The following is a 14232-nucleotide window of genomic DNA, read 5'->3' on the forward strand; positions in this document are numbered from 1 at the left end:
CTCCCCCACAGGATAACGGCGTCAGCTTATCCTATTGCGGGCTGTTGGCAAGAAGACGATCGCGTGCCGCCTCCGCGCGCGCCAAGGTCACGAAATTAGGAGAATTCAGGCGCTTCCCGCTGTTGAGCACGACGACCAGACGATAGGCGTCGGGCCCGCTGTCCTTATCGACGATGTCGATGTGAATGGCGAAAATGGCGCGCGTCGTATAGGCGACCTCAGAGCGAAACTGACCCAAGGACCGCACGATTGTCAGGCGGCCGTCGGCAATCCGCCATCGCTCATCGGGGCCGCACTGCGATGCAACGATAAGGCCCACGCCCGCCGCAACGCCGGTTCCCATCAGCAAGGCAAACACAGGTGTAAAAGCGGACATCGGCCATAGGGCGCGCAGCAAATCCTTGCCCGCAAAGCCAATCAAGACAAGCCCAAAGGCGGACAAACCCCAGCGAACAACGCCGGGCGTATGAAACGATATGTGGATGGGTTCCGCCTTCACATCGCAAACATAGCGAGACAGCCTTACCGCCAGATGACAAAAGGCGGTTAACGCCGCTTAAAGACCGCGACAAAAAGGCCGGAGACGCGAGGGTCTCCGGCCTTAATTTTTATGCCACGCTTGCGTGGCCTCGCCTTACAGGATGCTTTGGCCGGTGCTCTTCCAGTCGGACAGGAAGGTTTCCAGGCCCTTGTCGGTCAGGGGGTGCTTGAACATGTCGCGGAAGGTTTGCGGCGGCAGGGTGGCGCAGTCGGCACCGGCGATGGCAGCTTGCGCCACATGGGTATTGTTGCGCAGGGAGGCCGCCAGGATTTCGGTATCGAAATCGTAGTTGTCGTAGACAGCGCGAATGTCGTGGATCAGTTGCATACCATCGGCGCCCTGATCGTCAAGACGGCCGACAAACGGCGAGATGTAGGTGGCGCCCGCCTTGGCGGCCAACAGGGCCTGGGTGGCCGAGAAGCACAGGGTGACGTTGGTCATCAGGCCCTGCGACGAAAACTCCTTGGTCGCCTTCAGACCGTCAATGGTCAACGGCACCTTGATGACCACGTTGGTAGCAATCTTGGCCAGCTTTTCGCCTTCCTTGATCATCGTGGCGGCATCCGTGGCGGCGACCTCGGCCGAGATCGGACCTTCGCACATGTCACAGATTTCCTTGATGACTTCGAGGATGTTGCGGCCCGACTTCGCGATCAGCGTAGGGTTGGTGGTAACGCCGTCAATCAGGCCGGTTTCCAGCAGTTCGGCAAGGATCTTGGTGTCGGCGGTATCGGCAAAAAGCAGCATGGAGAGGTCTTTCAGGGCTTGCGGGTTGGGATTTCCCGACTGTGCCCGACTGTCGTAATGTCGGGAATAGGCTTCCAACCGGCGGGATAATTCTGTATGGGGAGCGCATATAGCAAAAACGTCGCGAAGTAACCCCCGAGATTTTGCCATATACTGTTTTTTACGCGTCTTATCCGAAATGGGTTCACCCTATGTCGGGCGGCGCTCCAGCCCAAGTTTGTCCATATGAGTGATGCTGTCTTGAAATCGGAAGCCCCGAAGGTGGGTTTCGTGTCGCTGGGCTGTCCCAAGGCGCTGGTCGATTCCGAACGTATCCTGACCCGGCTGAAAGGCGAAGGTTACGACACCTCCGCCTCCTATGCCGGCGCTGACGTCATCGTCGTCAATACCTGTGGCTTCCTGGATTCCGCCAAGGAAGAGAGCCTCAACGCCATCGGTGAGGCCCTGGCGGAAAATGGCAAGGTGGTGGTCACCGGTTGCATGGGCGGCGAAGAGGCGTTGATCCGCTCGCGCTTTCCCAATGTCGCCGCCGTCACGGGCGCGCATCAATACGAGGCGGTCATGGACGCCGTGCACAATATCGTGCCGCCCAAGCCCGATCCGTTCCGCGCCCTGGTGCCCGAGGACAGCGCCGGTGTGCGCCTGACACCAAAACACTATGCCTATCTGAAGATTTCCGAAGGCTGCGACCATCGCTGCTCATTCTGCATCATTCCTTCCTTACGCGGGGATCTGGCCTCGCGGCCGGTCACCGAGGTGCTGCGTGAAGCCGAAATCCTGGCCAAGTCCGGTGTGAAGGAATTGCTGGTCGTCAGCCAGGACACCTCCGCCTATGGCCTTGATATCCGCTATGCCCAATCGGAATGGCGCGGCCAGATGTGGGATGCTTCGTTCGAAGACCTGTCGCGCGGCCTGGGGGAACTCGGCATCTGGGTACGCATGCACTATGTCTACCCGTATCCCCATGTGAATGCGGTCATACCGCTCATGGCCGAAGGCAAGATCCTGCCTTACTTGGATATACCCTTCCAGCACGCCAGCCCGAAAATCCTCAAGGCGATGAAGCGTCCCGGCAATCAGGACAAGACCTTGCAGCGCATCGAAAGCTGGCGCGAAATCTGCCCCGACCTGACCTTGCGCTCAACCTTCGTGGTCGGCTTCCCCGGCGAAACCGAGGCCGATTTCAACCTGTTGCTGGACTGGCTGGAAGCCGCACAGATCGATCGCGTCGGCGCCTTCGCCTACGAAAACGTCGAAGGCGCGGCCGCCGCCCTCTTGCCCGATCACGTGCCAGAAGAGGTCAAGCAGGACCGGTTGGCGCGGTTCATGGCCGTGGCCTCGCGTATCTCCGCCCAGAAGCTGGCCAGCAAGGTCGGTACAGTTCAGGACGTGCTGGTCGACGATATCCGCAACGACGGCACAGCCATAGCCCGGACCAGGGGCGATGCGCCGGAGATCGACGGTCATATCTTCCTGAAAGGCTTCACCGGCCTGAAAGCCGGCGACTTCGCCCGCGCCAAGGTCACCCGTGCCGACGCCTATGATCTGTGGGGCGAGCCGGAAGGGCTGATCAAGCTCAACCGCGTGCCAGGCGCTACGCCACGCCGTATGCATACCCTGATCACCCGCAGGTAAGATAAGCTTTTCGTGCGCGTTCGAACTTTGACACAACAGCTTTAAGGCGAGTCTGGATATCCCTGCCAAATGGGTTTACGTTGTCCCCGCTGAAAAACCAGTCACGCACTTAAATAGGGGCCTCCATTGCGCAAACTATTCTGTTCTTCCGTCATAGCCTTGACCTTGGCATTTACCGGTGTCGCAACATCCAATGCCGAGCCCGTAACAGCGGCTGCGGCGTCTTCCGACATTTCCCCGGCGAAGCTGGCGCTTCTAAAGCGCCTCGATCAAGCGATGGATTTCGACGGCATGATGAAGAAGATGTATGAGCAGATGATGCCGGCAATGTTTCAATCCCTGCGTCAGTCCAACCCCAAAATTACGGATCAGCAGGTGCAGGATGTGACCCAGGTCACCGTCAGCGTCACGGCTAAATATACGCCGCGTATGAAGGATGAGATGTTCAAGGCCTATGCGAAGGTATTCACGGAGGAAGAACTCAACAGCATGGTCGTCTTCTACGAAAGCCCGAACGGTCAGGCTGTTCTCAAAAAGCTGCCGCAAGTCATGCAGGAATTCATGCCGGCCATGTCGAGCCTCATGCCGGACATGATGAAAGATATTCAAAAGGGTCTTTGTGACAAGGGGCTCTGCTCGGAACAAACGGCACCGGCAAAGTAGGCAAGCGGCGACGCATTTAGAAGCGGACGAAGACATAAAGACCGCCAACGGCGAATACCGTTGGCGGTGATAATTGCCCCTGATCCAACGGTTACGCCCGGCATTATGACGATCCGGTCTCTGGCAGGGTCTCTGGCTTCAGCACCCGGACGGATAGCTGGTTATCGCCCGGCATGGGCTACCGATGGTTAGCCTCGATGCCTGACCATGCGCAAATTCAACCGACCAAGGCCGTGACGGAGTGTTAACATATCCGGGTTAGCGTCTGTAAAACCATTGTTCGGAAATGACGCGTGCTCAATCTGAGAAAGACAGTGCCCGGATTGGCGGACGATGCCCTGACCATCGTAAGCCACAAGGCGCCGGCCTATCATGATCGCTGGTGGATGAGCGAAGACGGCCTGCGCCATTACGCGCGCGATTATCCGGCCGCATCGGGCAGGGTCCGCCTGCCCGTCATCTGCCTGCACGGCCTGACGCGCAATTCAGCCGATTTCGAAGAGGTCGCCACCTGGATTGCCCAGGCCGACCGGCGCGTCATCGTCCCGGATTTTCGCGGGCGCGGCCTGTCGGAAAACGATCCCGACGCGACCAATTACCACCTGTGGACCTATGCCAAGGACGTATTGGCGCTATGCGACGCCTTCGGCATCGGCCAGGCCATCTTCATCGGTACGTCGATGGGCGGGCTGGTCACCATGGTCTTGTCCACTCTGCGTCCAAACCTGATCAAATCGGCGGTGCTCAACGATGTCGGCCCGGTACTGTCGCCAAAAGGGCTGGCCCGCATCGCCGCCTTTGTCGCCGAACCGCACAGGCCGATGCGCGACTGGCAAAATGCGGCTGTTTTCACCGCGGAACGCTACAAAGCGGCCTTTCCTAACCGTAGCCAAGCCGACTGGCTTAAGATGGCGCATCGCCTGTTCCGCAAGGGGCGTGACGGTTTTCTGCATCTGGCTTATGATCCGCGCCTTATTGACGCTTTCAAGGACATGACCCTTTCGGTCAATCATTACGACCTGGCGCCGTGCTATGCGTCTCTGGCGGCTAATCGCAAGCTGATGCTGATACGCGGCAGCGCTTCCGACGTCCTCGACAGCACGGAAGCCAAAAAAATGGCCTCGCAATGCAACGATTTCACTCGCGTCGATATCGCCCATGTCGGCCATGCGCCGGATCTGACGGAACCGCAGGCCCGCGCCGCCCTGATGGCCTTCCTAGAAAGCCAGGTTTAGAGCGTGTCCCGATCTGACTGAACCAGATCGGCGCTCTACGTGTTTGCCTCTACGCGCTTTTTTATCCGAAAAGGGCATCACAGGTTTCGGAAAGCGCTTGTTTTTTCGCCGCCTGGGCATTTCATGGCTTGAGCACGGGCGCCTTGCTCCCATATCCTGATTTGGCTTCAGGACAGGTGATATGACACGGACAGTGGTTTTTGACAGCCCATATTTGCTGGGTTTCGACGATATGCGATCACTGATCGAACGCATAGGGCGAAGCCATGACAATTATCCACCCTACAATGTCGAAAACCTGGGCCCGGACTACCTGCGTATCAGCATTGCGGTTGCGGGTTTCACCGCGGATCAGTTGCGCATTGAGGTCAAGGGTGCACACCTGACCGTTTCGGCGATCAAGGATAGGGTCGGTGAGACCCCAGAGCGCGAATATCTCCATCGCGGCATAGCGTTACGCGGGTTCACGCGCGCCTTCGTACTGAGTGATGGTTTGGATGTAAGTGGTGCCAGCCTGGCTTACGGCCTGCTGCACATAGATCTTGTCCGACCGACGCCGATCGACGATGTCAGGACTATACCGATCACGGTTACCGGTTAGGCCGCGTTCGAATCGGCAATACCCGTCAAAACGGCATATATGGCGTCGGGATTTTCCATCTTGCGCAGTTGTTCGCGCAAATCCTTTTGACGCAGAACCCGGGATACCTTTGCCAGCGCACGCAGATGCTCGGTGCCGGCGTTTTCGGGCGCCAGCAGGGCGAAGATCAGATCGACCGGCGCATCATCGATCGAATCGTAATTCACCGGCGTTTCCAGACGCACGAACACACCATGCATCCGGTCCAGGCCCTTTATTTCAGCATGCGGCACGGCCACGCCCATGCCCACTCCGGTCGACCCCAGCTTTTCGCGGTCAATCAGCTTTTGATGCACGTCAACCGCATCGACGCCAAGCTGACGCGCAGCCACGTCGGCGACCATCTGGAGCGCCTGGCGTTTGGAATTGACGCTGACATTGCCGAGAATGGCATGCCGGTCAAGCACGGTGGTTAGAAACATATTAGATCCGTGGTCGTCACTGCGGCCGCATCCGCACCCTGTGCCGTCCGGCCTGCGCCGTCCGTGCCCCGATGCCATAGAGAAGTGGGCCGACAAGGTCAACCCACCTCTCCCACTGGCAATAATCGTGTTGGTTTATTGCGTCACAGCTTTTGAGCCGGTCCGTTCTGGGTCGATCCAGCCGATATTACCGTCCGGGCGGCGATATATTACCGACAGCCCGCCATGCGCCGCGTTGCGAAACATGATGGCGGGATAGTTGCTGAGTTCCATTTCAGCCACCGCGGTGGAGACCGTCATGGTACGTAGCGCCTGCTCCGTCTCGGCGATAATCATCGAATGCGGCGGGCTGTCATGGTCCATGCCATCGTCCAGCTCGACTTCAGCCGAGTCGTCACCATCAAACGCCCGAAGCACGGTGACGTTCGCCGTTTCTTCCTTAACCGGCGTACCATTGTGATGCTGTTTCAGCCTGCGCTTATAGCGGCGCACGCGCTTTTCCATATGGTCGAGGGTTCCGTCGAAAGCCGAGTGGGCGTCGCCGCCAAAGGCATGGGAAATTAGGGTCTGGCCCGACGCCAACCTTACCCAACAATCCGCCTTGAATAAGTGACCTTGCTTAGAAATCGTTACCTCGGCGTCGCCGCCACGTTCGAAATACTTGGCAATACCGGAGGTCAATTCGGTTTCTATACGCGCACGCAGCGCTTCACCGACTTCAACTTGTTTTCCACTGACTTGAATTTGCATAGCGATATGTCGCTCCGTTCTTAATGACTAAAGAACCGTCGCCGGCCTGGAGCGGTCGGCGGCACTCGGTGCTCGTAAGCACAGTCCAACTGTACGCCTCTTGGCCGCGATGGCCAGTCAAGAAATTGTGTTGGGCGAAATGTCGCAGCGCCCTTGATTAATATCGATTAATTACAGTTTGTCTGTCACGGAAGCGACGGGCCATGATGGCAAAAAAACGAGCTTACAGCCGCCCGTAAAGAACGGTGACGACGGAGTTTGGCGGCTGATTTCCGACTATGAGGCTGATCGCTGAACGGCGGCCCAGGCCCTACCTGTGCCGGATCATTGCAAAGGCCGGCCTAGATGGCTGTACATGTCAAATACGGCATATGAAAGGATATCTACTGTGCGCAATCGTGGCGTTATTTAATATAATTTCAATAGTCAGATTAGTTGTTTTTATAAATGTAAATTATAATTCGTAACTCTATGCCTGTTTCCGGCCTTATGCAAACCCCATCATACTGAAAGACTGTATTCAATAGGAAGCGAAGAACCGAAGAACACCGTGATTGCTTTTACACGCGCTACTTGATCGCGCGCTTGCGTTCGACAGAAGAGGGGATGCGCAGGGCTTCACGATATTTGGCGACCGTGCGGCGGGCAATATCGACGCCTGCTTCTTTCAGAATTTCAACAATACGGTCATCAGACAAGATTTCGCCCGACGTTTTTTCGCCGTCTATCAGATGCTTGATCTTATGGCGTACAGCTTCGGCGGAATGCGCCGATGTGCCGTCGCTCGAAGCGATCGACGAGGTGAAGAAGAATTTCAGCTCAAACACCCCACGCGGTGTGGCGACATATTTGTTGGACGTCACTCGGCTGATCGTCGACTCGTGCATACCGACCGCGTCGGCAACCGTCTTCAGGTTCAGCGGACGTAAATATTCCACACCATAGACAAAAAAGGCGTCCTGCTGGCGCACGATTTCCGCAGATACCTTGAGTATGGTCCGGGCCCGTTGGTCCAGGCTCTTGATCAGCCAGTTCGCCTGGGTCAGGCATTCGTTCAGGTAGGTCTTTTCCGAATCCGACCGGGCCGATGTCGCCACCTTGGCGTGGTACTTTTGATCAACCAGTACTCGCGGCAAGGTGTCAGAGTTGAGATCGATGCGCCAGCCGCCCTGGGCGTCGGCACGGACGAAAACATCGGGAATAACGGTCTGGCTCGGTTCGGCATCGAAGGCGGCGCCCGGACGCGGATTGAGCGACTTCAGTTCGGCGATCATTTCCGACAGATCTTCGTCGTCCACCGCACACGCCTTGCGCAGGGCGCCGAGATCACGGCGGGCGAGGAGTTCAAGGTTGTCAATCAAAGCCGCCATGGCGGGATCGAAACGATTGCGTTCGATCAATTGCAGTTTAAGGCATTCCGGCACGCTTTGGGCCATGATGCCGGTCGGCTCGAAACCCTGGCAGGTCGCCAGCACCTTTTCGACCAGCGTCAGTTCGCAGCCCAAACGGTCGGCGATTTCGGCCAACGGCACCCGCATATAGCCGGCATCGTCAACGGCATCGATCAGGATCTGGGCAATGGCCATTTCCGGCGCGCTGAAGTGGGCAATCAGGGCTTGGTCGGTCAGGTGTTCATGTAGCGTCTTTTCGCGCGTGAGCGCGCGTTCCAGGCCTTCGTCGTCGCCATCGAAACTGCCACCGCCCTTGCCGGCCTTCGACCAATCGACAATAGGGCCTTCGCCCGAATCGGACACGACGCTTTCGCGTTCACGCACCGTCGGCGCTTCGTCGCCATAGACGTCGGATGCCGAAGCGTCTAGGTCGGAATTGGCGGCCATAGCATCGCGGTCGCCCAGATCGAGTTCGCGTGATTCGCCTGAATCGTCCTTGACCGGCGCCTCCGATTCGGCGCCATCCGGTGCGGCACCGTCCGGTGCGGGGTCGCTGTCGTCACGTTGCAAAAGCGGATTGCGCTCAAGCTCGGTTTCAATGACCGCCTCGAGCTCAAGGTTCGACAGCTGCAGCAGCTTGATCGCCTGCTGCAGCTGGGGCGTGATAACCAGCCCCTGACCCTGCTTGAGTTCTAATCTTTGACCGAGCGCCATATTTTATCCAACGAATTTCAGCGCTTAGTTCTGGCATGAAATCGTTAAAATTTGGCTTTAACCATTTTGGTCAAGCATCCGTTTTAGGCAAAAGATTCGCCCAGATAGACCCGCTTGACTTCCGGGTCATGGGTGATCTGTTCCGCCGTACCTTCAAACAGGACTTCGCCGGAGTGGATGATCGACGCGCGGTCAACCAGGTCCAGGGTTTCGCGGACATTGTGGTCCGTGATGAGAATACCGATGCCGCGACCCTTCAGGTAGTTGACCACCTCACGGATATCCGAAATGGCGAGCGGGTCGATACCGGCAAAGGGTTCGTCGAGCAGCATGAAGGACGGTTTGCCAGCCAGGGCGCGAGCGATTTCGACGCGGCGGCGCTCCCCACCGGACAAGGCGGTGGCCGGGCTATGGCGGATATGGGTGATACGCAGCTCTTCAAGCAGACGCGTCGCGTCCTCCTTGATCACCGCCGGATTTTTTTCGTTCAGTTCCAGAACCGCCAATATATTCTGTTCGACCGACATACCGCGAAAGATCGAGGCTTCCTGCGGCAGATAGCCCAAGCCCATGCGGGCGCGCTGATACATCGGCTGGTGGGTGATGTCCTGTCCGTCAAGCTTGATCGTGCCGTAATCGGCCTCGATCAATCCAGTAATCATGTAAAAGCAGGTCGTCTTGCCGGCGCCGTTCGGACCCAGCAACCCCACGACTTCGCCCCGTCGCAGCTGTAGGCTGACCGATTTGACAACGGCGCGTTCCTTATAGGTCTTGCCGATGCCTTCGACGACAATGCCTTCGTTGAGGGCAGCGTCCGTAATGGTCGACTTGGGGTCTTCGAAGGAAATCATCTTATTGTGCGGGCTTCTTGGCGGGTGTCTTCTTGTCATCCGGATAGATGACCGCCTTGACGCGGCCCTTGGCATTGCCCGCCGTCGGATGCGCGTCCATGGTGGTGACCCCGCTGGACACACCACTGACCACACGATTGCCGGTCAGAACGTTCTGGCCCTGGGTCAGGATAACGTCGCCGGTCACGACCATCTCGTCAGTCGACTTGGTGTAGACCGCCAGGTCGCCCTTCATGGTGTTTTCGGGCGTGACGTAATAAACATTTCCGGTGGCGACGATGTTGACCACCTCACCCATGCCTTCGCCATTGGGACCGGGTGCCCGGGTCACGACAACCTTGTCGGCGCGCAGGCGGGCGTCATCCTGCAAGACCTCGACCTGACCTTCGAAGGTCTGGGTGCGGGCATTCTGGTCGATGGCCATGGTATTTCCGCTGGCCATGATCGGCCCGCCCTTAGACGACACCTGCGCGCCGGCCGAGCCGGTCAGGACAATCCCCGCACCCAGGCTCAGGCCAAGAACGGCGGCCGAAATCAAAAGCTTTTTCATCGCAGCATGTCCCTTTTCGCGCCTTTTCATTTCTGCACCGGATTCTCTTTCGCATGAACCTGTATGGGGCCCTTACCCCGCATGGTCAGCTGCTTACCGTTATCCGAAATGATAAAGGATTCCCCTTCTATATGACCCACCGAACTCGTTCCATCAACGTGTTTGTTACCGTAGATCGTGGAATTCGCCAGATCGGCTACGGCTTCTTCGGTCTTAAGCACGAAATCCGATTCCCCCGCCTGGAGGACCACATTTCCCGTCAGGGTCATGCGGTTGGTGTTCTGATCGTAAACCCCGTTTGCCGCGGTCACCCGCGTCGGGTTGTCGGTATCGGCCCCCTTGAACTCGATATTCGGCGCACGCAGGGTGACCGTCGTGGCGTTGTTACCCTTTCGGATGAGTTCCAACCCACTGATCGTATAGTGGTCACCATTGTCGCCCTGACCATAGTAGCGGGGATTGGTCATGCGGATTTCGTTGGAATTGCCGCCGTACAGATTCATCGAATTGAGCACGGTCTGGACCGCGATCCAGCCCAGGTTGAGAACCCCCAGGCCAATCATCGCCGCCGGAAACAGCTTGCGCAATGACTTGATCAGCCGCGACCGGCGACGGACGGCGGCCACCTGTTGCGACAGGCGGACGCGGCGCTCGGCCGCCTCCGTCGCCGCGTCCATGCGCGTGGCGACGCCTAAGGGCTCAAGCGGTGCGTGAATATCCGACATGTCTGGCTTTCGGTTTGGGCTCTGGTTCAGGCCCAGCTATGGGCGAAGATATCGCAATCTTCCCATCCTGCCAAATCCAGTTTGACGCGGTGCGGTAAAAACGCCATGGCAGCCTGGGCCAGTTCGAGCCGACCTTCGCGGGCCAACATGGTATCGAGCTTGTCCCTAAGGGCGTGCAGGTGCAGCACATCCGAGGCCGCATAGGCCAGTTGTTCGGCGGACAGCGTGGCCGCGCCCCAGTCGGAGCTTTGCTGCGCCTTGGACAGATCGACCGCCAGCAATTCGCGGACCAGATCCTTCAGGCCATGGCGGTCGGTGTAGGTGCGCGCCAGCTTAGAGGCGATCTTGGTGCAATAGACAGGTGCCGTTGTCACACCGAGGTGCAGTTCGAACATACCGATGTCGAAGCGGCCATAGTGGAACAGCTTCAGCACCGCCGGATCGGCCAGCAGCGCCTTCAGGTTCGGGCAGTTATAGCCCGGACGGTCCATGCGCACCACATGGGCATGGCCGTCACCGCTCGACAATTGCACCACACACAGGTCGTCGCGGCGGAAGCGCAGGCCCATGGTTTCGGAATCGATGGCGACGATGCGTCCGAGATCAAGCCCGTCCGGCAGGTCGCCTTCGTGATAGAATACAGTCAAAACAAACGCCTTTTCGCTGGGCCAATACCGCAGGTGTCCCCGTTGGCACTGGCCTAATCCCAAACGCCGAAAAGGTCAATCTAAGCTAGAGGTTGGCGCGCAAAAACGCCATCATGCGCATCCAGGCCTGTTCGGCGGCGTCCGCGTCGTAGACCTCCGGACGGGTCTTATTGAAGAAGGCATGATCGGCGTCGTAGCTATAAATTTCCGGCGAATTTCCGGCTTTTTCCATATCGGCCTGCAGGCCTGCGACCACCTCCGGTGTGACCCAGTCGTCGCGGGTGCCGTAATGTCCCTGGAACGGAATCTTGATATCGGCTGGATCGGCAAATGCTTTCGGCGGCACGCCATAAAAGCAGATCGCCGCCTTGAAACCGGCAAGGCGAACCGCCGCGCCGATGGTCAGGGCGCCGCCCATGCAGAAGCCCATGACGGCGACGGCGGGGTTGATGGCCGCCAGATAGTCGCGCGCGGCGGCGATATCCTGATGCACCGCTCCCGGAAAATCGAGACCGTTCATCATATGGCTGGCCTCGTCGGCGTCCTGGGTAATGCGCCCGTGGTACAGGTCGGGTGCAAGCGCGTTGAAGCCTTCGAATTCAAACCGGTCGGCGATCGACTTTATATGGTCATTGAGACCCCACCACTCCTGGATGACGATGACGCACGGCTTGTCCTTGCCGGCCTCCGCCAGATAGCCGTCGAACGAACCGCCATCCGGGCGAGTGAGGGTGATCATGCGGCCCATATGTCTCTCCATATGTCAGGGAGCCGGTGTTATAGCCCCGTTCGAATGCGCCGCAAACCCGCCATCGCGCCACAGGGCGATTTCCCTGTTCAAATTCTCGCGCGCAGCATTTTCACCAGCGGCAAATGCGTCGGTCAGGAACAGATGTGTCCGAGCCAAGGTGGGTTCCAGGAACAGGGCCACCCGACCGGCGGCGTAGGCGTCATGACCGTAGACCGGCAGGTATTCGCGATATACCCCGCGCGCATAGGCCAGATAGTCCGGCCAGTCCGCCGCCAGGATGGCCATGTCGATGTCGAGCAGGAGATTCGTATCCGCGTCAGCATCATGTCGGTGATGCCGGGTGGCACGGATCATCGACTGGGCGTGGATGGTGTCCACTTCCGGCAAGGTATCACGGAGATATTCGGCACTGCGATCTTCGTTGTCGGAACGGGCGGGATCATAGACGACATCATGAAAAAACAGAGCCAGAGCCGCTTCGTCCGGCGCGACGAATCCAGGCTTCAGACGATCCAGATCGCGGATCACGGCGTCGATGTGTGTGAGGGTGTGGTAATGGCGATGCGGTTCGCTGTACGCGCCTGACAAGCGCTGCCAAACGGCAGCCGCTTTCGCCTCGCTCACGCCGAGCGCGCGGGCCAGATCATGCCAACGGTCTTGCAGGGTCATCTATCTTCCATATCACGCGGCATTGCGAAACGACGACTGAATTTAACGCCGTCTTTTTTGCCGCCGCGGTTTGAAATGGCCGACCGACACCCCCAGATGAAGGGGGCTTTTTGAGAGGAGCCTCCCCATGGAATACCGTCAGCTTGGCCGGTCCGGCCTGAAAGTCCCCGTTTTAAGCTTTGGCACCGGCACGTTCGGCGGCAAGGGCAACATGTTCAGCAAGTGGGGCAATGTCGATGTTGCCGAGGCGAGCCGCCTGGTCGACCTGTGCCTGGCGCACGGCGTCAACTTTTTCGACACGGCCGATGTCTATTCCGGCGGTGCGTCGGAAGAGATCCTGGGCGCAGCGATAAAAGGGCGGCGCGATGAGGTGCTGATATCGACCAAGGCGACCTTCACCATGGGCTCTGGCCCGAACGACAAGGGGTCATCGCGCTATCACATCATCAAGGCGGCCGAAGCCAGCCTGAAACGCCTCGGCACCGACCATATCGATGTCTATTTCATGCATGGCTACGACGCACTGACGCCGCCGGAAGAAAAGCTCTCCGCGCTCGATCACCTCGTTCAGTCGGGCAAGGTCCGCTATATCGGCGCGTCCAACTATTCCGGCTGGCACCTGATGAAGGATCTGGCGACGTCGGAAAAATACGGACTGGCGCGATTCGTGGCCTACCAGGGCTATTACTCGCTGATCGGTCGCGATTACGAATGGGAATTGATGCCGCTAGGCCTCGACCAGGGTGTCGGCACCATGGTGTGGTCGCCGCTGGGCTGGGGCCGCCTGACTGGAAAAATCAAGCGCGGACATCTGGGCGAGGGCCGTATCGCCCAGGGCGGGGCAGGCGGTGGCCCGCAGGTCGAGGATGACTATCTGTATGGGGTTATTGACGCGCTTGAGGCGGTGGCGGCCGAAACCGGCAAAACGGTGCCGCAGGTGGCGCTGAACTGGCTGGCGGGTCGGCCCGGCGTGGCCAATATCGTTATCGGCGCGCGCAACGAAGACCAGCTGACGGCCAATCTGGGTGCCATCGGGTGGTCATTGACATCGGAACAGGTCGCTACGCTGGATGCGGCGTCACACCGGCATCCGGCCTATCCCTACTGGCATCAGATGGATTTCGACGAACGCAATCCGAAACCCGTCAAATGGTAGATTAGCGAGCGCCCGGCTGGCGCTGCGCTTCCGTATTGGAACGGTTGCGCGGCGCCGCCATCGCGGAGACAAAGGCGGCGGCGCATTGCGCGGGGGCGCAGGCGCGGGCGGCGGAAATCCAGTTTACAGCGTCGATCTTTTGCAT

17 protein-coding genes are annotated in these 14232 nt (G+C 58.7%); 5 read left to right on the forward strand and 12 right to left on the reverse strand.

Features of this window, described 5'->3' with window-relative positions:
* Nucleotides 1-31: 31 nt before the first annotated feature.
* On the reverse strand, nt 32-499 hold the full coding sequence (locus AEAC466_RS41420) for a hypothetical protein (RefSeq protein WP_023459881.1): 468 nt from the start codon (nt 497-499) through the stop codon (nt 32-34).
* Nucleotides 500-634: 135 nt separating this feature from the next.
* Complete coding sequence (gene fsa, locus AEAC466_RS41425) at nt 635-1288, reverse strand: fructose-6-phosphate aldolase (protein WP_023459882.1); 654 nt, start codon at nt 1286-1288, stop codon at nt 635-637.
* A 225-nt stretch (nt 1289-1513) separates the two neighbouring features.
* Here fsa and rimO point away from each other — a divergent pair, with 225 nt between their 5' ends.
* The 4 genes from rimO to AEAC466_RS41445 all read left to right on the forward strand — a co-directional run bounded on the left by rimO (nt 1514) and on the right by AEAC466_RS41445 (nt 5422).
* Complete coding sequence (gene rimO, locus AEAC466_RS41430; protein WP_023459883.1) at nt 1514-2923, forward strand: 30S ribosomal protein S12 methylthiotransferase RimO; 1410 nt, start codon at nt 1514-1516, stop codon at nt 2921-2923.
* A 126-nt stretch (nt 2924-3049) separates the two neighbouring features.
* Nucleotides 3050-3586, forward strand: a complete 537-nt coding sequence (locus tag AEAC466_RS41435; protein WP_023459884.1) for a DUF2059 domain-containing protein — start codon at nt 3050-3052, stop codon at nt 3584-3586.
* 293 nt (nt 3587-3879) lie between these two features.
* Entirely contained in the window at nt 3880-4821 is a 942-nt protein-coding gene (locus tag AEAC466_RS41440) for an alpha/beta fold hydrolase (RefSeq protein ID WP_052025197.1), read from the forward strand.
* A 181-nt stretch (nt 4822-5002) separates the two neighbouring features.
* Nucleotides 5003-5422: an Hsp20 family protein gene (locus tag AEAC466_RS41445; RefSeq protein WP_023459886.1), complete on the forward strand. Its 420-nt coding sequence runs from the start codon at nt 5003-5005 to the stop codon at nt 5420-5422.
* Here the strand turns inward: AEAC466_RS41445 and ptsN are convergent.
* From ptsN to AEAC466_RS41490, 9 genes are all read right to left on the reverse strand, one after another.
* Entirely contained in the window at nt 5419-5883 is a 465-nt protein-coding gene (ptsN, locus tag AEAC466_RS41450; RefSeq protein WP_023459887.1) for a PTS IIA-like nitrogen regulatory protein PtsN, read from the reverse strand. The genes AEAC466_RS41445 and ptsN overlap by 4 nt on opposite strands.
* Nucleotides 5884-6018: 135 nt before the next feature.
* Entirely contained in the window at nt 6019-6633 is a 615-nt protein-coding gene (gene hpf, locus AEAC466_RS41455) for a ribosome hibernation-promoting factor, HPF/YfiA family (protein WP_023459888.1), read from the reverse strand.
* A 569-nt stretch (nt 6634-7202) separates the two neighbouring features.
* Nucleotides 7203-8738: an RNA polymerase factor sigma-54 gene (rpoN, locus tag AEAC466_RS41460; protein WP_023459889.1), complete on the reverse strand. Its 1536-nt coding sequence runs from the start codon at nt 8736-8738 to the stop codon at nt 7203-7205.
* An 83-nt stretch (nt 8739-8821) separates the two neighbouring features.
* Nucleotides 8822-9589, reverse strand: a complete 768-nt coding sequence (lptB, locus tag AEAC466_RS41465; RefSeq protein WP_023459890.1) for an LPS export ABC transporter ATP-binding protein — start codon at nt 9587-9589, stop codon at nt 8822-8824.
* A gap of 1 nt (nt 9590) precedes the next feature.
* Nucleotides 9591-10139: an LptA/OstA family protein gene (locus tag AEAC466_RS41470; RefSeq protein ID WP_031239488.1), complete on the reverse strand. Its 549-nt coding sequence runs from the start codon at nt 10137-10139 to the stop codon at nt 9591-9593.
* 26 nt (nt 10140-10165) lie between these two features.
* Entirely contained in the window at nt 10166-10864 is a 699-nt protein-coding gene (gene lptC / locus AEAC466_RS41475) for an LPS export ABC transporter periplasmic protein LptC (protein WP_023459892.1), read from the reverse strand.
* 26 nt (nt 10865-10890) lie between these two features.
* Nucleotides 10891-11511, reverse strand: coding sequence for a ribonuclease D (locus tag AEAC466_RS41480; RefSeq protein WP_023459893.1), 621 nt, complete (start codon nt 11509-11511; stop codon nt 10891-10893).
* An 85-nt stretch (nt 11512-11596) separates the two neighbouring features.
* Entirely contained in the window at nt 11597-12259 is a 663-nt protein-coding gene (locus tag AEAC466_RS41485; protein ID WP_023459894.1) for a dienelactone hydrolase family protein, read from the reverse strand.
* A 15-nt stretch (nt 12260-12274) separates the two neighbouring features.
* Entirely contained in the window at nt 12275-12931 is a 657-nt protein-coding gene (locus AEAC466_RS41490; protein WP_023459895.1) for an HD domain-containing protein, read from the reverse strand.
* 127 nt (nt 12932-13058) lie between these two features.
* Between AEAC466_RS41490 and AEAC466_RS41495 the strand changes: the two genes are divergently transcribed.
* A complete protein-coding gene (locus AEAC466_RS41495) occupies nt 13059-14087 on the forward strand; it encodes an aldo/keto reductase (RefSeq protein ID WP_023459896.1) in 1029 nt (342 codons plus the stop codon).
* Between the two features lies 1 nt (nt 14088).
* On the opposite strand, the gene AEAC466_RS44660 is transcribed toward AEAC466_RS41495, so the two are convergent.
* On the reverse strand, nt 14089-14232 hold the full coding sequence (locus AEAC466_RS44660) for a hypothetical protein (RefSeq protein ID WP_023459897.1): 144 nt from the start codon (nt 14230-14232) through the stop codon (nt 14089-14091).

The organism is Asticcacaulis sp. AC466, from assembly GCF_000495815.1.
Classification (GTDB): domain Bacteria; phylum Pseudomonadota; class Alphaproteobacteria; order Caulobacterales; family Caulobacteraceae; genus Asticcacaulis.